Consider the following 20,024-nt stretch of genomic DNA (forward strand, 5'->3'; position numbering starts at 1 on the left):
AAATATAAGATTATAATGACAAATACTATATAAATGCTAAAAAATAATTAACATGAAGGTATTATTTTAAAGATATAGTATATTTGTTATTCCTTTAATTATAAATCTAAAATTTATGTATCATTCAAAAATTACAGGTTTAGGTTATTATGTACCTAATAATGTGGTAACTAATGATGATTTATCAAAAGTTATGGAAACCACTGATGAGTGGATTCAAGAAAGAACTGGAATTCAGGAAAGACGACATGTTGTAGAAGGAGAAGATACAACAACATCAATGGGAGTAAAAGCTGCACGCGTTGCTATAGAACGTGCCGGATTAGCTCCAGAAGAAATTGATTTTGTTGTGTTTGCTACATTATCACCCGATTACTATTTTCCAGGACCTGGAGTTTTAGTACAAAAAGAATTAGGTTTACGTACCGTTGGTGCTTTAGATGTTAGAAACCAATGTTCAGGTTTTTTATACGCTTTATCGGTAGCCGATCAGTTTATAAAAACCGGCATGTATAAAAATATTTTAGTAATTGGCTCTGAAGTACATTCGCGCGGATTAGATATGAGCACACGCGGTCGTGGTGTTTCGGTTATTTTTGGTGATGGAGCAGGAGCAGCGGTATTATCACGCACTGAAGATTTAACTAAAGGAATTTTATCAACGCATTTGCATGCCGAAGGAGAACATGCTGAAGAATTAGCCTTAATTGCTCCTGGAATGGGCCAACGTTGGGTTACTGATATTTTAAAAGATAACGATCCGAACGATATTTCATACTTTCCTTACATGAATGGGCAATATGTTTTTAAACATGCCGTTTCTCGTTTTGCAGAAGTAATTAATGAAGGCTTGCAAGCAAACAACTTAACGGTTAATGATATTAACTTGTTAGTTCCGCATCAAGCTAATTTGCGTATTTCTCAATTCATTCAACAAAAATTTAAATTAACAGATAACCAGGTTTTTAATAACATTCAAAAATACGGAAATACTACAGCTGCCTCAGTACCAATTGCTTTAACAGAAGCTTGGGAACAAGGAAAAATAAAAGAAGGCGATATTGTGGTATTAGCAGCGTTTGGATCTGGTTTTACTTGGGCGAGTGCCGTTATTAAATGGTAATTATATCGTTTTAAGTCTAAAATATTTCTTATTTTAGTGTTAAATTTAGCATTTAAAAAATACGTTTAAACTTAAATAATGAAAAAGAAAGTAAGAGTAAAAAACACGGGACAAGCCCAGTTGTTTAAAAACCCTTTTTTAGAATCTTTAACTAAAGGACATCCAGCGCTAAGTTGGGGTATTCACGTACCAATTTTTGTATATTGTTTTTATTACGGATATAAAACATATGATATGTCTTTATCATTAATGTTTGGAATTAGCTTTTTTGCTCTGTTTTTCTGGACTTTTTTTGAGTATTTAGCACATCGTTATATTTTTCATTGGATTAGTGATAATGCTAAAATTCAAAAAGTAGCTTATATTTTTCATGGTAATCATCACGAATATCCAAGAGATAAACAGCGTTTATTTATGCCGCCGGTACCAAGTTTATTAATTGCCGGAGCATTATTTGGTATTCAGTATTTAATTTTAGGTAAATATGTATTTGCTTTTTATCCTGGTTTTATTTTAGGATGGTTATCGTATGCATCGATGCATTATTTAATTCACGCTATCGATCCGCCGTTTAAGTTTTTACAACCAGTATGGCGTAACCACCAAATGCATCATTACAGAAATGAACATTTAGGTTTTGGAGTAAGCAATACGTTTTGGGACAAAGTTTTTAAAACAGAGTTTGATTTACTAAAACATAAAGAAGATGCTGATAAAGCTAAAGAATTAAAATTTGATCAATAAATAATAAAAAAGCCCTAATTTAATTAGGGCTTTTTTTATTGTAATATGTTTTCTAAAACTTCTATTTTACCATCTATAGGTTGTTGTACTTCTAAATCTAAAATTTCAGCAATTAACGGATAAACGTTTACATTCTCAAAAGCATCAATTTCAATAGCTGCTTTAAATTCTGGTCCGTTAGCATAAAATATAGCTTTCATTTCTGGTACAGCATATGGGTTATATCCGTGTTTACCCGTAGTTGTTTTTTTAAAGTTTTCTAAAAAAATGTGCGGAGCATCTGGAACTAAAAATATATCACCAATGCGATTAAATACATCATCTTTAGTACTAAAATGTAAATTTTTAGGAAATTTTTTTGCCAAATAAACCTGATAATCTTTTGTTTTATTCTTCTTTAAAGCTTTATAAGTAGCTTTTATATCCTTTTTATCTTTAACATGCACGCGTAATAAAGATTGTGAGTTAATGTATTCGTATTTGTCTTTGTTTAGTAACATGGCAGGAATACGAATAGGTTCATCTTTATTTACTTTTTTCATGCCGTGGTCAGAAACAATCACAAAATTTACATTCGGTAAATGTAAAGCATTTACATTGGTTATTAATTTTCCAATCGCTTGGTCAATTAATTGAACCGCTTGTTCGGTTTGCTCGGAATCAGGACCAAAATGATGCCCAGCCGAATCTACCTCAGGAAAATACAAGCTAATAAAATGTGGACGTTGATCGGCTGGTAGTTTTAACCAATCAACAACTTTATCTACTTTTTGTTCGGGCGTAAATTTTTCATGATATCGGTAATAATATGTTGGGCGATTTCCCCCTGCATCACTCGCCGAACCAACCCATTGTAAAGATGCCGAAACAACGCCTTGCCCTTCTGCTAACGACCATAACGGATTACCACCGTACCAAGTTCCGTCTTCTGCATTATCTGCATTACTCATTTGATACGATTCTTTTCTATCTTCATCAATAAAAAAATTATCTACAATACCGTGATGTGCGGGGTACAAGCCAGTAATAATGCTCCAATGATTTGGAAAAGTTATTGTTGGGTACGACGGAATCATAGCTTTGGCTTTAACTCCTGAATCAGCCATTTGCTTGATGTTTTTAGCCGAATATTTATCGGTATAATCGTAACGATATCCATCAATAGAAATTAAAATAACATACGGTTTTTCTAATGTTTTTTCTGCATTGATGCGATTCGGAATAACAATTTGCGCTGTATCTATTTGCTGTTTTTGCGCAAAAACAGCCGTTGTTACAAGGCAACTAAGTAATAAAATAGTTTTTTTCATGATAAAAGTAAAATACAAAACTACATTTTTTTTGATAGGATTAAAACTTAGCTTGTTTTATGCTTGTATTAAATTTTATTTGCGATTGAATTTAACCACATATTTTTCTAAAGCATCAATTCCGTTTTTCGTAATGTACTTAATAAAATCAGTTCCAATTATGGCGCCTTTTTGATGCTGCGTAGCTTTCTGAAAAGATGCCTGATCGTGAATACCAAATCCTACAATTTGTGGATTAGAAAGCTTGTAATTTGCAATACGTTTAAAATAAGCTTCGGATTGATCAGAAACCGAATGAGTTGATCCGGTAGTGCTGTTGCTGCTTACCATATAAATAAAACCTTTGCTTATGGCATCAATGTATTTAATTCGTTGTTCTGAAGTTTGTGGCGTGATTAAAAAAATGTTGTACAAGCCGTATTTTTCAAATAACGCTTTGTATTCTGTTTCATAAATTTCAACAGGTAAATCCGGAATAATTAAGCCATCAATTCCAATTGCTTGGCATTGCGCACAAAATTTTTCGACTCCGTATTGCAACATTGGGTTAAAATACCCCATAATTAATAACGGAATAGTAACTTTTTCTCGTATGTTTTTTAGTTGAGTAAATAAAACATCAGTGGACATGCCGTTTGCTAAAGCTTGCGTTCCGCTTGCTTGAATTACAGGACCGTCTGCTAACGGATCAGAAAAAGGCAAGCCAATCTCAATCATATCAACCCCGGCATTTTTTAATCCAACAATAATTTTTTCGGTATCGTTTAAATTTGGATATCCGGCAGTAAAATATATAGATAAAAGATTACTTTTATTTTGTAACGCGCTGTCAATTCGATTCATAATCAATTTATTAAAAATTAAAATAATTCATATACGTAGCCAAATCTTTATCGCCACGCCCAGAAAGGTTTACCACAACAATATCGGTTGGATTAAACTTTTTAGTTTCTAAAACGGCTAATGTATGCGCACTTTCTATGGCCGGAATAATACCTTCTAGTTTACAAAGTTGTAAACCAGCTTGCATGGCTTGATCGTCAGTAATAGCAACAAAATTGGCACGTTGGGTGTCAAATAAATGGGCGTGTAAAGGTCCGATTCCTGGATAATCTAAACCAGCAGAAATAGAATATGGCTCAATAATTTGTCCGTCTGGCGTTTGCATTAAAATCGTTTTACTACCATGAATTACGCCTGGGCTTCCGGCTACTGTTGTTGCAGCGGTTTTATTCGTTTCTGCTCCTAAACCAGCAGCTTCTGCAGCAATTAATTGCACGTTGGGTTCATCTAAAAAATGATAAAAAGCACCTGCTGCATTACTACCGCCTCCCACGCAAGCAATAACATAATTTGGGATTGATGTATTTTCTAATTCCTGTAATTGTTGTTTGATTTCTTCAGAAATAATGCTTTGAAATTCAGCTACCATTTCGGGATATGGTGCTGGACCAACCACCGATCCAATAATGTAAAACGTATCTACCGGATTCGAAATCCAATCGCGAATAGCTTCGTTGGTTGCATCTTTTAAAGTTTTAGAACCCGATGTTGCTGGTTTTACTGTTGCACCTAACATTTTCATGCGTGCCACGTTTGGTGCTTGGCGTGTCATATCTATTTCGCCCATGTAAACAATACATTCTAAACCCATTAATGCGCAAACGGTTGCTGTTGCTACGCCGTGTTGTCCGGCACCGGTTTCGGCAATTATTCGGGTTTTGTTTAATTTTTTTGCTAATAGAATTTGACCAATGGTATTGTTTATTTTGTGCGCTCCGGTATGACACAAATCTTCACGTTTTAAATAAATTTTAGTGTTGTATTTTTCTGACAAGCGTTTTGCAAAATACAACGGAGTTGGTCGGCCAACATATTGTTTTAAAAGATCTTTAAATTCAGCTTTAAAGCTTTCGGTTGCTGTTATGGTTTTGTACTGTTCTTTTAATTCTTCAACATTGTTGTATAACATTTCGGGTACAAAAGCACCACCAAATTTGCCGTAAAAGCCTTGCTTATTGGGTTTAAATTGATTGGACATATGTAATAAGTTGTTTGGTTTTGTTGTTGTTTTTTATGCCAATTGCATCTTCGAGCTTGCTGTTTGCATCAATAACAAAAGGTTTGTTTTGTAAATTGTTTATTTGGCTTAATGCCGCTACATCTATTCCGCCAGCTAAAAAATAAGGTTTGTTGCAAGTAATTTGATTTAACATTTCCCAATTAAATACAATGCCATTGCCACCAAAATCTTTTCCTTTAGTATCAAATAAAAAATAATCAACTGCATTTTCGTAATCTTCTATCGCGTCAAAGTCAGCAAGTTGAGCGATTGAAAAAGCTTTAATTATTTTTAGCAGAGGAATTTGTTGTTTTAATGCTAAACAAAAAGCGACCGATTCGGATCCGTGAAGTTGAGCGCCATATAACGAGCAATTTGTTGCAATGTTTACAATTTCTGCAATCGATTGATTTACAAAAACGCCAATTTTTTGCGGATGATTAATTTGCTTTGCTTGTTCAAGAGTTATAAAACGTTTTGATGCCGAGCTAAAAATGCAACCTATAAAATCGGGGTTAAGTTGTGCAATTTCGTTCGCGTTGGTTACGTGCGCTAAACCACAAATTTTCACTTTCATTTTTTTACTGCATTAAAAAATTGAGTGATTTGATCAGAATCAAAATCCATACGCATCAACAATTCACCAATTAAAAAGCCTGAAAAACCTTTTTCGCGAAGTACTAAAATATTTTGTGCTGAGGTAATTCCGCTTTCGGCAATTTTAATTGAATCTTGTGGTAATTGCTGGCTAAGTTTGATTGAATTATGAAAATCTACCGCAAAACTTTTTAAGTTTCGGTTGTTAATGCCATATAAAATATGTGCATCAAATGGAATTTTAGTTAATTCATCTGCATCGTGAATTTCTACCAAAACTTCTAAGTTTAATTGCTTTGCCAACGCACTAAATTGCTGCATTTCTGATTTGCTTAAGCAAGCCGCAATAAGCAAAATTGCATGTGCACCGTAAGCTTTTGCCTGATAAACTTGATATTCGTTTACAATAAAATCTTTACGTAAAATAGGATTGTGATAAACGGTTTGTGCCTGAGCTAAATCGGTTAAACTACCACCAAAAAAGGGCGTGTCGGTTAAAACGGACATTCCGGCGCTTTTGTTTTGTTGATAAACAGCAGCAACTTTTAAAATAGAATCTTGGTAGTTGATTTCTTTTTTGGATGGTGATCTACGCTTAAATTCAGATATAATGCCGTTGTCAGAATTTGTAATGCTCTGAATTAACGATTTGTTTTGATTAATTTTTTGCGCTATTTGCTGTTCTAGCAAAGCAATTGGAAGTACGTTTTGTAAGGCTTGTACTTCTAATTTTTTATGTTGAACAATTTGGTTTAATATATTTACTGACATAGGTTTTGTAATTTTTTTAAACGTACTAATGCATCTAAGTTTTGTAATTTTTCTTTCGCTAACGCAAACGCATCTTCTAACGAACATTTTTTTACCAATCTAATAGCAACAGCGGCATTCATGGCCACAACATTGTTTTCGGCTTCGCTGCCTTTGCCCGAAATAATATCTACAAACAATTGCGCAGCTTCATCTTTGGTGTTTCCGCCATAAATTTGAAAAGGTTCAATTTTTTGAACGCCTTTAAAATCGGTCGGATCAACAACAAATTCGCTATCTCTAGAAATTACTTTGGCTTTGGTGGTTAACGAAACTTCGTCGTACCCATCAATGCTATGTACAATGCTAAAATCGGTTTTGGTTTGTTGCAACAAATAGGTATACATGCGAGCAACTTCAAGATTATAAACCCCAATAACTTGGTAGGTTGGATGGCTCGGATTAATAAGCGGACCTAAAATATTAAAAAACGTTTTTACGCCTAAATCTTTTCTGATTCGCCCAACCGTTTTCATGGCTGGATGGAATAATGGCGCGTGTAAAATGGTAATTCCTGCCTGATCTAAACATTTTTTTATAACTGCCTCGTCAGCACTAAATCGAATCCCTATTTTCTCTAAAACATTACTTGAACCTGAAATAGAAGATAAGCCGTAATTGCCGTGTTTTACCACCGGAATATCGCATGAAGCAACCACAAACGATGCTAAGGTTGATATGTTAAACGTATTTTTTCCGTCGCCACCCGTACCGCACATATCTAAAGTTTTATATTCAGATAAATCTACTGGTACGCATAGTTCTAAAAATGCAGCTCTAAAACCTTCTAATTCCTGAATGGTTATGGGGCGCATCATAAACAAACTGATAAAGCAAACAATTTCTGACGAATTAAATAATCCTTGTGATATGCCCAAAATTACTTCTTTCGCTTGCTGCATGCTTAAGGTTTGTTTTTGAACAAGGAGTTGTATGTGTTTTTTCATAATTAATGATTTATCCAGTTTTGTAACATTGCTTTTCCTTGTGGTGTTAAAATGCTTTCGGGGTGAAATTGTACGCCGCGCACATCATAATCTTTATGGCGCAATGCCATAATTTGGTTGTTTGCATCAACCGCCGTAATTACTAATTGTTCCGGAAAATTGCGATTGGCAACTACCCAAGAATGGTAACGCCCAACTTGTTGTTGAGAATCTAGGTTTTGGAATAAAACTTCAGAATTGTCAAGTACCGTAATTGGCGTTGCAATGCCATGAAAAACTTGGGCTAAGTTTTCTAATTCGCCTCCAAAAACTTCCCCAATAGCTTGCTGACCTAAACAAACGCCTAAAATGCTTTTGGTTTTGTAATATTTCTGAATAACAGCTTTTAATAAGCCGGCTTCGTCAGGAATTCCCGGGCCGGGAGAAAGTAAAATTTTATCAAACTTTTCTAATTCTTCCAATTCAAATTCATCGTTTCGGTAAACAGTTACGGGCTGCCCATTTAATTCTTCTAAATAATGTACCAAATTGTAGGTAAAGCTGTCGTAATTATCTATTACTACTATTTTTTTCATGATTATATATTTTCGGCTAAGTTTAGCGCTTGCGCTAAAGCTTGTAATTTGTTAAATACTTCTTGATTTTCGTTTTCTGGATTCGAACTTTCTACTACGCCAGCACCGGCCTGAAAAGTTAACGTATGATTTTTGGATAAAAAGGAACGAATCATAATGGCATGATTTAAATTGCCGTTAAAATCGATATATCCGATGGCGCCCCCGTAAAACGAGCGGTTGCAATTTTCTATTTCTTGAATAAGCTGAATGGCTTTAAATTTGGGCGCTCCAGATAAGGTTCCTGCCGGAAACGTATCTACAAAAGTTTGTAATGCTTTGTCTTTATTTTTTAAAACGGCAGTAACTTTAGAAACCAAATGAATAACGTGCGAGTAAAAATGAATTTGCTTTAAGGTTTCAACGGTAACTTGCTTTCCGTTACGGCTTAAATCATTTCTTGCTAAATCTACCAACATAATATGTTCGGCATTTTCTTTCGGATCTTCACTTAATTGTTTGGCAAGTAATGCATCTTCTTCATCATTTCCGGTACGTTTAAAAGTTCCTGCAATGGGATGAATTTCAGCTTTGTTGTTTTTAACCACCAACTGAGCTTCGGGTGACGATCCTAAAATTTTAAAATTTCCAAAATCAAAATAAAAAAGATAAGGTGAAGGATTGATGCTGCGCAGCGCACGGTAAACATTAAATTCATCACCAGTGAATTGTTGCTGAAATTGACGAGAAATTACCAACTGAAAAACATCACCTTTTTTACAATGCGCTATGGCTTGATTTACTTTGTTTTTAAACGAATCATCGGTTAAATTTGATGCTATGGCTCCCGATTTTTGAAACGGATATGTTGCAAAGGTTTGCGTTTGAATAATGCTTTCTAAATGTTCTAAACTTACGGCATTAGGAATTTCAAAATCAAAATCATATTTAATTAAATACGCTTCGTTTTTAAAATGATTGATGGCGATGCAACATTCAAAAAATTGATAAAAAATTTCTGGAATTTCTGTATTTTCTTTTTTTACTATTGGTTCAAACTTGTCAAAGTAAGGCAAGGCATCAAATGCAGTATAACCAAACAAACCTTGTGCGGCAAAAGGTAAGTTGTTTTGTTCGGGTTCAAAACAAGCAATAAATTGTTCTAATTGTTGTAAAGCTTGGTTGGGTTGAGTTAAACTTGTTTTTTGAATTTCCTGATTTGGGTAGGTAACCGTTAGTTGCTGGTTGTTAACTTTAAATTGAGAAATGGGATGAATACAAATAAACGAATAGCTGTTTTCTGCCGAATGGTAATCACTGCTTTCTAACAAAATGCTATTCGGAAACTGATCCCTAATTTTTAAATATGTACTTACCGGTGTAATAACATCGGCTACAATTTTTTTAAATGACGCGGTAAATTTAAATTTTGATGTCATGTTTTAGATTTTTTTTGAAAATAAAAAAAGGCCTATCTCAGTGAGATAGGCCTTTACTATATATTATGAATTAGTGTAAAATATACATATAGCAGGTATTGCTCACGACGTTCGACGTAAGTTTAACCACCACCATGCATTGTTTACAAATTGTATCATTTTTCTGTGTTTTGTATTGGCTAAATTATTAAACTTTTTTTGTTACACCAAATAAAAATGTTTTTTTCAATAAAAAAGTTAATAAACCATGGCTACATTAAGCTCAAAACCATCAGAAATTGCCTTGTCAGCAATCATTCCAATACTGGTTGATGCGTATTTAATATCGTACAAGGTTCTGTTTACAACCAAGGTTGCACTGGCTCCAACTTTATTTAGGCGCAATTCAAAGTTTATAGGATGTGTAATGCCTTTAATAGTTAAATCGGCTGTTACAAAATAAGCACCAGGTTCTTCAGACGGTTCCATGTTTCTAAAAACCAAGCTTGATTCTGGATATTGGGTAGCATCAAAAAAATCGTTCGATTTTAAGTGCGTATCTAATTTATCTTTACTTTTTCCTTTTAAATCGGTGGTGTTAATGGTTTGCATATCTACAACAAAATCACCGCCCACGGGAATCTTACCAGAAAAATAAAGAATACCGCTTTTAAAACTAATGGTTCCGTTATGGCTCGTAAATAATTTTTTACCCGTCCATTCAATTTTAGATTTTTTTAAATTTATTTTTTGTTTGCGCTGTGCATTTGCAGTAGCTGTAAAAAAAACTACGACTAAAAAACTAAGCAATAAAGGTTTTAAAAACTTCATTCTATAAAAATTAAATGTGTATAAATAAATCCTGATCCGCTTTTCTAACTTTAGCATCAAATTGCGTCGCATCATCATCGGCTCTAAAACCAACCGGGGCAAGTAATACAGCGTTTAAATTACGATCTTGCAATTGTAAAATTTCATTTACTTTTTCTGCTATAAAACCTTCCATCGGGGTAACATCAATTTTACGTTCTGCAGCTGCATTAATTAAGTTCGTAAGGGCAATATAAGCTTGTTTTGCTGTCCAATCTAAAACTTCTTGTTCGGTTTTAGGATTAAAAATGCCTTTAATAAATGTGCCGTAACCGTTTACTTTTTCAACTTCAATGTTGCGTGTGTTTGCAATATTTGTAATGTAAGCATCAACTTTTGCATCACTTAATTCGGTATAACTTGCAAAAACAAATAAATGTGATGCATCAGTTATTTGAGCTTGATTAAAAGCAACTTCTTTAATTTGTTGACGAACTTCTGGATTCTCAATAATTAAAACTTGATAGGGTTGTAATCCGTACGACGAAACGCTTAAACGAATCGCTTCTTTTAAATACAATAAATCATCGGCTGTTATTTTTTTACTTGCATCGAATTTTTTGGTTGCATAACGCCAATTTTGGTTTTTTATAAAGTTGTTCATTAATTTTAAATTATAAGTTAAAATACTTTAATAAAAGTATTTGTAGCGCTGCAAATTTACGAAGAATCTGTAACATAAAATAACAAACTTTAGTATGCCTTGGTTCTGAAAAGTGATAAATTTTATTTACATTTACTATTGAAATTAAATTTAAAAGATATGAATATTTCTCAAACAGAATGGTGGGAAAAAGCACAAGCTGATGCTGACGGAGTAATTGTTGATGTTAGAACTCCAGACGAATTTGCTTCAGGATTTATTCCGGGTGCTGTAAACGTAAATTTTTACGAACAAGAAGCTTTTTTAAACTTTGTAGAAAGTTTAGACAAAACTAAAAACTATTATGTGTATTGCCGTTCGGGTGCACGTAGCGGAAATTCATGTGCAATTATGAATGAAATGGGGATTGAAAATGCCTACAACCTTTCTGGCGGTATTTTAGAATGGCAAGGCCCTTTAGCATAAAAATGTAAAAGAAGCTTTCGGGCTTCTTTTTTTAATACAAATTACTATGAAAAAAGATATTGAAACACGTGATGATGTTGTTTTGTTGGTGGATGTTTTTTATAATAAGGTTGGATTAAACCCATTAATCGGACCCATTTTTCATGGCATATTAAAAAACGATTGGCAACCGCATTTAAATAAAATGTATAATTTTTGGGAAACCGTTTTGTTCGAAAATACGCATACGTACAACGGTGCACCTTTTCCGCCACATCGTGATTTGCCTTTAGATCAGATTCATTTTGACACTTGGATTACTATTTTTAAAGAAACAGTTGCTGAAAATTTTGATGGTCCCAGAGCCGACGAAGCTTTATGGCGTGCCGGAAAAATGGCAGAAATGTTTTTACATAAAATTAAGTATTTTAGAGGCGAGGCATAAATTAAACCTAAAAGGTTGTTAAGGGAGGTAGTTAAGTTGTTTAAACAATGTAGCTTTGCAGCTCATTACATCTCTTTCTTACAAAAGGTAATTAGTTTACCTTTTGATATAAAAAAACAGAACCTTAAGGTTCTGTTTTTTTATTGTGGTAATTGTTCAGGTTCTGATTCTCTATAAACAGGAGAACTAATGGCACCTAAAAAGGCTTCTAATGCCTTTAATTCTTCTTTATCAAGTTTTAAAACATGTAACAATTCTGAGTTTTTTGGGTAATTCGGATCATTTTCAGCTCCTTTTGGCGGAATTCTGTTTGGCATACCGGCATTGTACATGTTTAAAACACCAGTAAGGTTTGGAAATAAACCGTTATGCATATACGGGGCTGTATGAGCTACATCACGTAGCGATGGGGTTCTAAATTTACCAATATCTTGTACTGCATCTGTTTGGGTATAAAGCCCTAAATCTTCATATTTGCGTTTGTAGTAGGTTAATCCCACATTATGAAATTGATTATCTGAAAAATAATGAGAATTATGACAACTGATGCAACGCGCTTTGGTTCTAAATAAATGTAAACCTTCTATTTCCTGATCGGTTAATTGTTTTGGATCGCCTTCAACAAATTTATCAAACCTACTTTTTCTACTAACCAATGTACGTTCAAACGTAGCAATGGCTTTAAAAATACGATCTTCAGTAACCTTATCATCTCCAAAAGCTTCTTTAAAAAGCGGTTTGTAACCTTTAATTTTTTTAATTGTTTTTACAGCAACATCTACATGATTTGCCATTTCTTTAGGATCAACAATCGGAAAACGTGCCTGATCTTCTAACGTTAATGCTCTACCATCCCAAAACAAAGGCGATGCATACGCCACGTTTAATAAGGATTTAGAATTGCGTATTCCGGTTTGTCTATCTTCACCATGCGAAACCGGTTTAGCATCTCCCCAAGCTAAAGCCGGATCATGGCAAGATGCACAAGCAATTTGTTTGGAATTAGATAATCTAGGGTCAAAAAATAAATTTTTACCTAAATTACGTTTGGCTTCGCTATATGGATTATCTGCCGGAAAAATAGGTTCTTGTAACGGCCCAATATCTTGAAAGTTTACCACATTGCTATCAATAAGCGCTGCAGGCCAAAGCGCAGGATTACCGCTACCGTATAAATTTCGTAAATCGGAAATAGAATAATATACAGGATCGTTGGTATTAAAATATTTTACTGACATTAACCCCAATGCAGCTCCACATAATAAAATAGTACAAATACCTTTTTGTATGTTCATTTTGCTTGTGTTTAATAAATTATTGCTAAACCTACGCTTACTTGCTTGTTGGGTTTATTAAGTAATTGATTGGTGTATTTTTTATATTGTTGTCCGGTTGCTAACAAACTTTGGTAATTGGCAAAAATTCTGATATACGATTTTTTTAATTGAATGTCGTATGTCAAATTTGTACCTGTGGTTAACTTGGTTGTAGCATCATATCCTTGATCATTAAAAATAACTTTTTCTGAAAAAGCTGAGTTTGAACCCGAAGCCAAGTAATCTAACTTGCTTTGTAAAGCGGTGTAAGAAACTACAAAAACTTCGGCATTTAACCTATTTTTTTCATTTTTAAAAACATCGGTATTCGCTTGCAAAGCAACTTCTAAATAATGAATGCGTTTATCTACAACCGTTAATAAATCTTTTATTACATTTCTAGAATATACAGCACCTAAGCCAACAGCATACAATGTTTTGTTGTTTTTAGTTTTAATGATTCCGTTGTCAAAAGTAAATCTATTTTGTACATATCTAAAATTTTGGCCTTGAGAAGTAACATTAAAATTATCATTTTTAGCTAACTGATAACCGGCTTGAGCAAAATAATTAACAGCCGATCCGTTAAAAATGTATTTTGCCTGAATAGCATGATTAATTGCGCGGTATTTATGCGTAATATTTTCTTTTTTTAATAGCAATTGCGAGGTACCAGAACCAGGAATCTTAGCATATAAATTTTCTAATAACTTGCTGTAGCTGTAATTTGCAGCAAACACATGTTTTTCGTTTTTATATTGATATGCAATTCCTGATGATTTGGTTAATCCGCGGTTACTATTTTTATCGTACGAATAATTGTAGCTTGTGTACCCAAAACCGCTGTTAAAACGCACATACGTATCTTCATAAATTGGCGAATTGTAATAATCGTTTACATAAACAATGCTATTAGTTAAGGTATTTTGGCTTAAACCACCGAACAACTGCACCGTATGTTTTTGGTTTAATGTATAACCAACAAAAGCTTTTCCGCCAATGGTATGTTCTACAATTTCTGGTCTTGGATCTATTTTTCTAAAAAGCTTATCTGCTTTGTAATTAAGTACCGTACCAATAGCAACTCCGTTGTTAAAGGCATAATTAATTCCGCCCAAAATGTTGTAACGTTGCGTATCCCAATTACCTGCTTTTGGTACATAATAATAATTAGGATTGAGTACCATTTGATTTTCTGTGCGTTGCGACGAAAGATTAAAACCAACATTTTTTTCTAACGATTTGGTAACCGAAAAATCACCAAAAACACGCAATCTGCTCGAGTAATTGTAAATACCTTGGGTTCTAAACGCAACATTATTTATTTCGCTAGCCGTTTGTTGGCGTTTAAAGTTTAGTTGCTTGTGCTGATATGCGATTGATGTAGCTGTAAAGTCTTTAATTTTAAATTGTGCGTATAAAATAGGATTATTAATTAAATCGGTAAAATAATTGGCATAATACGCATTGGACTTAACAGATACCGTATCCTGAAGTTGTGCAAAAACAGCACAACTTACGCTAAAAAGAATACAAGTAAACGTATGTTTTAAGTTCATGAAAAAATTAGTTTGTAGCAAAACCTTTTGGGTTGGCTTTCATTTCAATAAAATCATTATTCGAGTTGTTGGTATCTTGTAAAATAATACGTCCGTCTGGCGTAGTACTTTTTATTTTACGAATTATAGCACTCGAATTGTACTGATTAGATACACTGATTGATGTAGCATCAATATGTGATGGTAACATTTTTGGACGCGCGCTGCTTGGTCTAAAATGTTGCGCATCAACTCCGTCAATAATTTTATTTACAGGAATCTGAATATAATGTGGCGTGCTGCCGCTAACATTTACCACATTTGGTAACGGAAAAAATTTATACAGAATAAAATCTTCATCTTTAAAAATCACGAACGAATCGGTACCTTGAGGATTTAAAATTAAATCGGTGTTACCAAAATACGCGCCCGGAATTCCCCAAAATGCAATATTTACATTCGGCACTGCTGGGTTTTCAATATCTGATGCAAAAGGTTCTTTACCAATAGATTTTCTAAAATCACCCAAATAAGCTTCAAAATCAGCTTCAGATAAATCTACCGTTAAATCAGGATTATCAATTTTATAATCTTTACCATCATTACTTAAAGGTTGTTTGTGGTTGATTCCTGTTTGTGCAATTACAATTGATTTTCCTGGTTCAATAGGATATTGCGAACCATTACCCGGAATTTGAACTACGTAATCCGCATAAACATAATCGGTATTAGCATCACCACCAATAATTGACATGCCCGAAGATTTAGACCAATCCCATTGCCCCGAACTTAGCGTATATGGCGCATTGGCTGCCGATGGATTCAGGGTTGTTGCGCCGTGTAACAAGGCAATATAAAGGCCATCTGCATATAAAAGTTGATTGGAATTGTTATAAATTTCTATAAACTGATCACGCATTACGGCACCTTTTAAGGCGTCAGATCCGGCATAATAAACTTGTTTAATAACTAAATTGCCGGTTTTAGCTTGTGCTAATTTTATTTTACCAGGGGCAAAATTGGCATTAATCACCGTATTATTTAGGTTGCCGTTAAAGTTAATTTCGTCGTTGGTTTCGGCATACCCAAAAATAGTTTCAAACTGCTCGTTGTTTAGTTTGTTGCTTCCCGAAATGTTGTACGTACCTGGTAAAAGGTTTGCAACATAGGCAAATCCATTTTCGTCTGTAACCAGCTCGTAGCTATCGTTGGTGTTTATGTTAACTAAGGTAATTGAGGCATTTGCTGCCGGAATATTAGGTTCGTAAACGGCAGTTAATGAATAAGGCACGGTGGTTAATCCGCCGGTTGTTGTACCAAAATCATCTTCGGCACAGCCCCAAGCTGCTAATCCTGCTGTAAGTAATAATGCTATTTTTTTCATTTTTAATGGATTAAAATGAGTATTCAATTCGAGTACCGAATGATAATTTTACAAATGGTTCGTAGTTCTGTTCTATAAAAGTTCCGTCGGTTAATTCAATATATTCTGTTGGACGCAGATCTAAAAAGTTGTTGGAATAAAAAGAAAACTTAAAACCGTTTAAAAAATCTTTCGTTAACCTTAAGTGAAAGTTATGATAGGTTTTGGCTAATTTTTTTGGCGTTAATAAGCTGTTTTTATTAATAATATGCCCATACATGTCGGTGTTGTTTCGGTCTGCTACCGGAATTTCGTATCGATTTAAATTGCGGTCTAAATAGGCGTAAGGCGTTTCGATTCGGTTTGATGAACGGCTGTTCATTATAAAATGCTCTGATTTTACCGAAACAATTAAACCAACTTTAGGAATATGGTACGAAAAATCGGTTGTAAACTGCATTTGTTTGTAAAAAACCGGATTTTTTTCGTAAACCCCATAAGCTTCGTTTTTTGTAACATCTTTTGTAAAATAAAATAAATCGGTTTTATCGTAATTGCTTGTTTCTATGTACGACCCCGTAACGTTTATGCTTAAGCCCGGAATTGGTAATTGCCTAAAACTGGCCATTAATTCTAAACCTTTATCGACCGATTTAAACGAATTTTCGTAAAACATTTGCTGAAAATAATAATGGTTGTAATGTGAAATTTGATACGTTGGTTTCTCGGTTCCGTAATAGGTAATATCTAATTCGGCAATATCACGATGCGCCGGGCGGTTTTCGCCAGTAATTCCATCATTTAATGTGTTGTAAAATGCTGTAATACCAATGGTAGAACTTTTGTTTAATTCTACATCAAAACCAACTTCTGCTTTATGTGCTTTTGAAGGTTTTAAATCCGGATTATCGGCTCTGTCAACAAACGTTTGTACAACGCCCATGCTGTAATAACCTGGTAAACGCAAATCGGCTAAAACAACATCGTGATAACGAACCCCGGTATAAATTTGACTTAAAGCGGGTGATTTGGTAGAAATACCGTAACCACCACGAATTTTAAATTTATCAAACGCATAAAAGGCGTTAATACGTGGCGAAAGGTTTGCAATTCCGTATTGATAATCAAAACGTGCACCTAGGTTCATATTTAAAACGCTATTGCCCCAATATCTAATAATATTATCTTCGGCAAATAAGGCAACTTGGTATTCGGTTAAAACATTTTGTCCGTAATTATAAGGTCTGAATCCGCTACCGCCTTTGCCGGCATTAGAACCGAAAAAATTACTTAAAGTTTCAGGTTCGCCTAATTGCCCACGGCCAATGTTATCGCTTATTCTAAAATCGGTACCTAAGGTTATGTTGTTTTCAAATTGCCCGGCGTAAAAAGATTTGTTTACTTCTACCGCTGCAAATCCAGAAATCGGTTTTCCTTCAACTTCCTTGGTTAATAAATAAGATGGAAGGCTGTAAACGCCCTCGTAAACGCCCGGTTCTTTACTTGTACCAACTACGCGACCGCCTACGTTTACATATCTAGATTCGAACGAATATTGGTTGCCGTATCTAAAATTGGCATTCACCATTAAATTGTCAAAAAAGGCATCGTTAAATTTCCAGTTAAAGTTGTTAGATATAGCAATGCTTTTGTTGTCGTTTTTTACAATTTTTTCGTCGGCAGCTTCTTCTTCATAATTCACATCGTCTTTATTAAAGCTGTAATTTACTGAGAAGTTGTTGCGTATGTTTTTTTGTTTATTGGCCCACGACCACATCAGGTTGGTGGTTATGCGGTTGTATTTGGTATATGAAACGGGGTTCTGAGTTTGAATTTAAATAGTTTACCGAAACATTTACATTACCTAAAGTTGGCGATAAACTAAAACCTTTGCTTAACCCAAATTCTGTGGTACCGTCGCGAAGTGAGGTATAAACGCGATATGGCGCCTTACCTGCTTTTTTACGGATGTTGATTAAACCTGAAGTTAAATCGCCGTATTTAGCCGACGGAATACCTTGTACTACCTCAATGCTTTCAATATTATCTAACGGAACTTCTCGCAAATCGGTTCCATAGCCAGCATTATTAAACGTACCATTAAATGTTGAGCTGGCATCTCCAAAATTTAAGGCATTGGCTTCGTAAACGTTTCTAAAATTAGAACCGTAAGTTTGCATGTTTTCGTTGTTTGACATCGGAATGCCGTCAACCACAACCGAAACTCCAAAAGCTTTATTACCAAAAGCTGCATCACGTGCCGATGGTGGCCTAACGGTTCGGAAAGCAATTGGTTTAAATTCATTTAAATTTAAATCGGTAATAGATTGTCCGGGAATTTGTTCTAAAACTTCGTTTAACGAAAAGGCCTGAACTTGGTTTATAGCTTCGGTTCCCATGGTGATTTCGGAGTGGTTTTTTCCTTTTTGAGCCGTAACAATAACCTCGTCTAAACGTAAGTTTTTGTTTTGAAGTTCAATAAGCAACTGCGTGTTTAATTGCTCTTTTTTGTATGAAATGGTACGTTCTTCTTTACCCAATAATTTTACGAATAAGGTAAAGTCGGCATCTAAAACATTTTTAATTTCAAATGATCCATCTTTTTGGGTTAATGCCCATTGTTGCGAAGGTAAATTTGTAATTAAAACAAATTCTAAAGGTTGTTGCGTATCTTTATCTACTACAATTCCTTTTATAGATTTTTGAGCAAATGTTAAAGAACTAACGGTTATAAATAAGAGGCTAACAATATATTTCACGACAAGATTTTAATTTTTGTGGTGCAAATATAGAATTAATATTTATTTAGACCAATGATAAATAGTTGGTTTTTTATTTATTTTTAACTTTTTAAAAACACTGTTTTTTTCTTATTGTTTCTACTTTTAACATAAGTAATGCGATTAATTAATTTAGATTAAGTGCTTTGATATTTTTTTAAAATAAATTTGCTCAAATCTAAATGATATCGATGATGAAAAGACTTCATTTTTTAAAGTTAATAGGAGGAGGATTAATTATGAGTAGCTTACAACCTTTTTACAATTTATATAAAGATTTAAAATACGATGGCAACTTTATGCCTGTATTATTTATAGGACACGGATCACCCATGAATGGGATTGAGAATAACAGTTATTCACAAACTTGGGCAGAACTTGGAAACACAATTCCTACGCCAAAAGCCGTTGTTGTAATTTCTGCGCACTGGTTAACTAAAGGTACGCACATTACAGCAATGAATAATCCAAAAACCATTCATGATTTTGGAGGATTCCCGCAAGCGCTTTTTGATGTACAATATCCGGCACCAGGAAGTTTAGAAATTGCAAACGAAACTAAAAAATTAATTACTAGTACCAATGTTGGTTTAGATCACGATTGGGGCTTAGATCACGGAACTTGGACCGTTGTTCGCCATATGTATCCTAAAGCAGATATTCCTGTTTTACAATTAAGTATTGATTATTACAAACCGGCAGAATACCATTATAACTTAGCTTTACAATTGGCTGAATTGCGTAAAAAAGGTGTTTTAGTGATTGGAAGTGGAAACATGGTACATAACTTACGCGAGATTTCATGGAAGAACATGAACGAAGAATTTGGTTACGATTGGGCAAAAGAAATGAACACCATTTTTAAAGAAAAAATTGCTGATGGTGATCATAAAGCGTTAATTGAATACGAAAAATTAAACAAAGCAGCTTTATTGGCTATTCCTACACCAGATCATTATTATCCAATGATTTATACTTTAGGATTACGTAGTGCTAAAGATCAGGTAACCTTTTTTAATGACTCGTGCGTTGGAGGTTCATTAACCATGACATCGTTTATGTACAACAGCTAATGCTGAAATGAAATATAAAATAAAAA

At 34.1% G+C, this 20,024-nt stretch carries 20 protein-coding genes; 5 read left to right on the forward strand and 15 right to left on the reverse strand.

Annotated elements, in window-relative coordinates; genetic code table 11:
- The first annotated feature begins 115 nt into the window (after positions 1-115).
- Together K5I29_RS01345 and K5I29_RS01350 are read left to right on the forward strand one after the other, a co-directional pair.
- A complete protein-coding gene (locus K5I29_RS01345; protein WP_264434069.1) occupies positions 116-1,123 on the forward strand; it encodes a 3-oxoacyl-ACP synthase III family protein in 1,008 nt (335 codons plus the stop codon).
- 78 nt (positions 1,124-1,201) lie between these two features.
- Positions 1,202-1,867, forward strand: coding sequence for a sterol desaturase family protein (locus K5I29_RS01350; protein WP_264434070.1), 666 nt, complete (start codon positions 1,202-1,204; stop codon positions 1,865-1,867).
- A gap of 35 nt (positions 1,868-1,902) precedes the next feature.
- On the opposite strand, the gene K5I29_RS01355 is transcribed toward K5I29_RS01350, so the two are convergent.
- The 10 genes from K5I29_RS01355 to K5I29_RS01400 form a co-directional block, all read right to left on the reverse strand.
- On the reverse strand, positions 1,903-3,177 hold the full coding sequence (locus tag K5I29_RS01355) for an alkaline phosphatase family protein (RefSeq protein ID WP_264434071.1): 1,275 nt from the start codon (positions 3,175-3,177) through the stop codon (positions 1,903-1,905).
- Between the two features lie 75 nt (positions 3,178-3,252).
- A complete protein-coding gene (gene trpA, locus K5I29_RS01360; protein WP_264434072.1) occupies positions 3,253-4,020 on the reverse strand; it encodes a tryptophan synthase subunit alpha in 768 nt (255 codons plus the stop codon).
- A gap of 10 nt (positions 4,021-4,030) precedes the next feature.
- A complete protein-coding gene (gene trpB / locus K5I29_RS01365) occupies positions 4,031-5,218 on the reverse strand; it encodes a tryptophan synthase subunit beta (RefSeq protein WP_264434073.1) in 1,188 nt (395 codons plus the stop codon).
- A complete protein-coding gene (locus K5I29_RS01370; protein WP_264434074.1) occupies positions 5,202-5,816 on the reverse strand; it encodes a phosphoribosylanthranilate isomerase in 615 nt (204 codons plus the stop codon). The genes trpB and K5I29_RS01370 overlap by 17 nt, the downstream gene beginning before the upstream one ends.
- Entirely contained in the window at positions 5,813-6,607 is a 795-nt protein-coding gene (gene trpC, locus K5I29_RS01375; RefSeq protein ID WP_264434075.1) for an indole-3-glycerol phosphate synthase TrpC, read from the reverse strand. Before trpC ends, K5I29_RS01370 begins: the two co-directional genes overlap by 4 nt.
- On the reverse strand, positions 6,598-7,593 hold the full coding sequence (gene trpD / locus K5I29_RS01380) for an anthranilate phosphoribosyltransferase (RefSeq protein ID WP_264434076.1): 996 nt from the start codon (positions 7,591-7,593) through the stop codon (positions 6,598-6,600). The genes trpC and trpD overlap by 10 nt, the downstream gene beginning before the upstream one ends.
- 2 nt (positions 7,594-7,595) lie before the next feature.
- Complete coding sequence (locus K5I29_RS01385; protein WP_264434077.1) at positions 7,596-8,168, reverse strand: anthranilate synthase component II; 573 nt, start codon at positions 8,166-8,168, stop codon at positions 7,596-7,598.
- Positions 8,169-8,170: 2 nt separating this feature from the next.
- Positions 8,171-9,586, reverse strand: coding sequence for an anthranilate synthase component I family protein (locus K5I29_RS01390; RefSeq protein WP_264434078.1), 1,416 nt, complete (start codon positions 9,584-9,586; stop codon positions 8,171-8,173).
- Between the two features lie 237 nt (positions 9,587-9,823).
- Positions 9,824-10,396, reverse strand: a complete 573-nt coding sequence (locus K5I29_RS01395; RefSeq protein WP_264434079.1) for a YceI family protein — start codon at positions 10,394-10,396, stop codon at positions 9,824-9,826.
- A 10-nt stretch (positions 10,397-10,406) separates the two neighbouring features.
- Positions 10,407-11,039: an NAD(P)H-dependent oxidoreductase gene (locus tag K5I29_RS01400; protein WP_264434080.1), complete on the reverse strand. Its 633-nt coding sequence runs from the start codon at positions 11,037-11,039 to the stop codon at positions 10,407-10,409.
- Positions 11,040-11,198: 159 nt separating this feature from the next.
- On the opposite strand from K5I29_RS01400, the gene K5I29_RS01405 reads away from it, so the two are divergent.
- Complete coding sequence (locus tag K5I29_RS01405) at positions 11,199-11,504, forward strand: rhodanese-like domain-containing protein (RefSeq protein ID WP_264434081.1); 306 nt, start codon at positions 11,199-11,201, stop codon at positions 11,502-11,504.
- Positions 11,505-11,550: 46 nt separating this feature from the next.
- Entirely contained in the window at positions 11,551-11,928 is a 378-nt protein-coding gene (locus K5I29_RS01410) for a group III truncated hemoglobin (RefSeq protein ID WP_264434082.1), read from the forward strand.
- Positions 11,929-12,068: 140 nt separating this feature from the next.
- Here K5I29_RS01410 and K5I29_RS01415 read toward each other — a convergent pair whose 3' ends face one another.
- Genes K5I29_RS01415 through K5I29_RS01435 form a run of 5 tightly spaced genes read right to left on the reverse strand, consistent with a single transcriptional unit; the run spans position 12,069 to position 18,904 of the window.
- Entirely contained in the window at positions 12,069-13,223 is a 1,155-nt protein-coding gene (locus K5I29_RS01415; RefSeq protein WP_264434083.1) for a cytochrome-c peroxidase, read from the reverse strand.
- 11 nt (positions 13,224-13,234) lie between these two features.
- Positions 13,235-14,803 carry a DUF6850 family outer membrane beta-barrel protein gene (locus K5I29_RS01420; RefSeq protein WP_264434084.1) on the reverse strand — a complete coding sequence of 523 codons (1,569 nt, stop codon included), beginning with the start codon at positions 14,801-14,803 and terminating at the stop codon, positions 13,235-13,237.
- 7 nt (positions 14,804-14,810) lie between these two features.
- Positions 14,811-16,166, reverse strand: a complete 1,356-nt coding sequence (locus K5I29_RS01425; RefSeq protein WP_264434085.1) for a DUF4876 domain-containing protein — start codon at positions 16,164-16,166, stop codon at positions 14,811-14,813.
- A 10-nt stretch (positions 16,167-16,176) separates the two neighbouring features.
- Complete coding sequence (locus K5I29_RS01430; RefSeq protein ID WP_264434086.1) at positions 16,177-17,922, reverse strand: TonB-dependent receptor; 1,746 nt, start codon at positions 17,920-17,922, stop codon at positions 16,177-16,179.
- On the reverse strand, positions 17,903-18,904 hold the full coding sequence (locus tag K5I29_RS01435; protein ID WP_264434087.1) for a TonB-dependent receptor: 1,002 nt from the start codon (positions 18,902-18,904) through the stop codon (positions 17,903-17,905). The genes K5I29_RS01430 and K5I29_RS01435 overlap by 20 nt, the downstream gene beginning before the upstream one ends.
- A 260-nt stretch (positions 18,905-19,164) precedes the next feature.
- Here K5I29_RS01435 and ygiD point away from each other — a divergent pair, with 260 nt between their 5' ends.
- A complete protein-coding gene (gene ygiD / locus K5I29_RS01440) occupies positions 19,165-19,998 on the forward strand; it encodes a 4,5-DOPA-extradiol-dioxygenase (protein ID WP_264435147.1) in 834 nt (277 codons plus the stop codon).
- The last annotated feature ends 26 nt before the right edge of the window (positions 19,999-20,024 follow it).

The organism is Flavobacterium agricola, assembly GCF_025919725.1.
Lineage (GTDB): Bacteria > Bacteroidota > Bacteroidia > Flavobacteriales > Flavobacteriaceae > Flavobacterium > Flavobacterium agricola.

Bases quoted from the DNA above. Each gene is read 5' to 3' on its own strand.
- trpC (WP_264434075.1), bottom strand. From the start codon at position 6,607: ATGTCAGTAAATATATTAAACCAAATTGTTCAACATAAAAAATTAGAA.
- K5I29_RS01385 (WP_264434077.1), bottom strand. From the start codon at position 8,168: ATGAAAAAAATAGTAGTAATAGATAATTACGACAGCTTTACCTACAAT.
- K5I29_RS01370 (WP_264434074.1), bottom strand. From the start codon at position 5,816: ATGAAAGTGAAAATTTGTGGTTTAGCGCACGTAACCAACGCGAACGAA.
- K5I29_RS01345 (WP_264434069.1), top strand. From the start codon at position 116: ATGTATCATTCAAAAATTACAGGTTTAGGTTATTATGTACCTAATAAT.
- trpA (WP_264434072.1), bottom strand. From the start codon at position 4,020: ATGAATCGAATTGACAGCGCGTTACAAAATAAAAGTAATCTTTTATCT.
- K5I29_RS01425 (WP_264434085.1), bottom strand. From the start codon at position 16,166: ATGAAAAAAATAGCATTATTACTTACAGCAGGATTAGCAGCTTGGGGC.
- K5I29_RS01390 (WP_264434078.1), bottom strand. From the start codon at position 9,586: ATGACATCAAAATTTAAATTTACCGCGTCATTTAAAAAAATTGTAGCC.
- K5I29_RS01410 (WP_264434082.1), top strand. From the start codon at position 11,551: ATGAAAAAAGATATTGAAACACGTGATGATGTTGTTTTGTTGGTGGAT.
- K5I29_RS01400 (WP_264434080.1), bottom strand. From the start codon at position 11,039: ATGAACAACTTTATAAAAAACCAAAATTGGCGTTATGCAACCAAAAAA.
- ygiD (WP_264435147.1), top strand. From the start codon at position 19,165: ATGAGTAGCTTACAACCTTTTTACAATTTATATAAAGATTTAAAATAC.
- trpB (WP_264434073.1), bottom strand. From the start codon at position 5,218: ATGTCCAATCAATTTAAACCCAATAAGCAAGGCTTTTACGGCAAATTT.
- K5I29_RS01430 (WP_264434086.1), bottom strand. From the start codon at position 17,922: ATGTGGTCGTGGGCCAATAAACAAAAAAACATACGCAACAACTTCTCA.
- K5I29_RS01395 (WP_264434079.1), bottom strand. From the start codon at position 10,396: ATGAAGTTTTTAAAACCTTTATTGCTTAGTTTTTTAGTCGTAGTTTTT.
- K5I29_RS01405 (WP_264434081.1), top strand. From the start codon at position 11,199: ATGAATATTTCTCAAACAGAATGGTGGGAAAAAGCACAAGCTGATGCT.
- K5I29_RS01415 (WP_264434083.1), bottom strand. From the start codon at position 13,223: ATGAACATACAAAAAGGTATTTGTACTATTTTATTATGTGGAGCTGCA.
- K5I29_RS01420 (WP_264434084.1), bottom strand. From the start codon at position 14,803: ATGAACTTAAAACATACGTTTACTTGTATTCTTTTTAGCGTAAGTTGT.
- K5I29_RS01355 (WP_264434071.1), bottom strand. From the start codon at position 3,177: ATGAAAAAAACTATTTTATTACTTAGTTGCCTTGTAACAACGGCTGTT.
- trpD (WP_264434076.1), bottom strand. From the start codon at position 7,593: ATGAAAAAACACATACAACTCCTTGTTCAAAAACAAACCTTAAGCATG.
- K5I29_RS01350 (WP_264434070.1), top strand. From the start codon at position 1,202: ATGAAAAAGAAAGTAAGAGTAAAAAACACGGGACAAGCCCAGTTGTTT.